1 pseudogene is annotated in these 240 nt (G+C 42.9%); it reads right to left on the bottom strand.

Annotation, left to right across the window (positions count from 1 at the left end):
* Positions 1–69: 69 nt before the first annotated feature.
* A pseudogene (locus tag CBI42_RS13445) lies at positions 70–240 on the bottom strand (sulfur carrier protein ThiS adenylyltransferase ThiF); the annotation flags it as partial.

The raw sequence follows: 240 nt of genomic DNA, 5'->3' as shown, positions 1-240 counted from the left end.
TAAAACGTGAAGTAAAGGTGTGACTACCAATTACCAATTCATCTTTTTCATTTGCCATAAGAATTCTCCTTAGATTTCTTTTTCACCTAAAATTAATCGGGTAACCATATTTGCTTCGTGACCTGCTGCGATCATAACTCGTGGTGCCATTAAACCTTCGGCACCCTTGGATGTGCCGTCACCTGCAATGTAGAGGTTGGGGCGGGGATGCTTGGTTGTAATGGTGTTGGAACTGTGGAT

It is taken from the genome of Streptococcus sp. KR, from assembly GCF_002238115.1.
Taxonomy (GTDB): Bacteria; Bacillota; Bacilli; order Lactobacillales; family Streptococcaceae; genus Streptococcus.
This window is presented reverse-complemented; position numbering and strand designations above follow the sequence as displayed.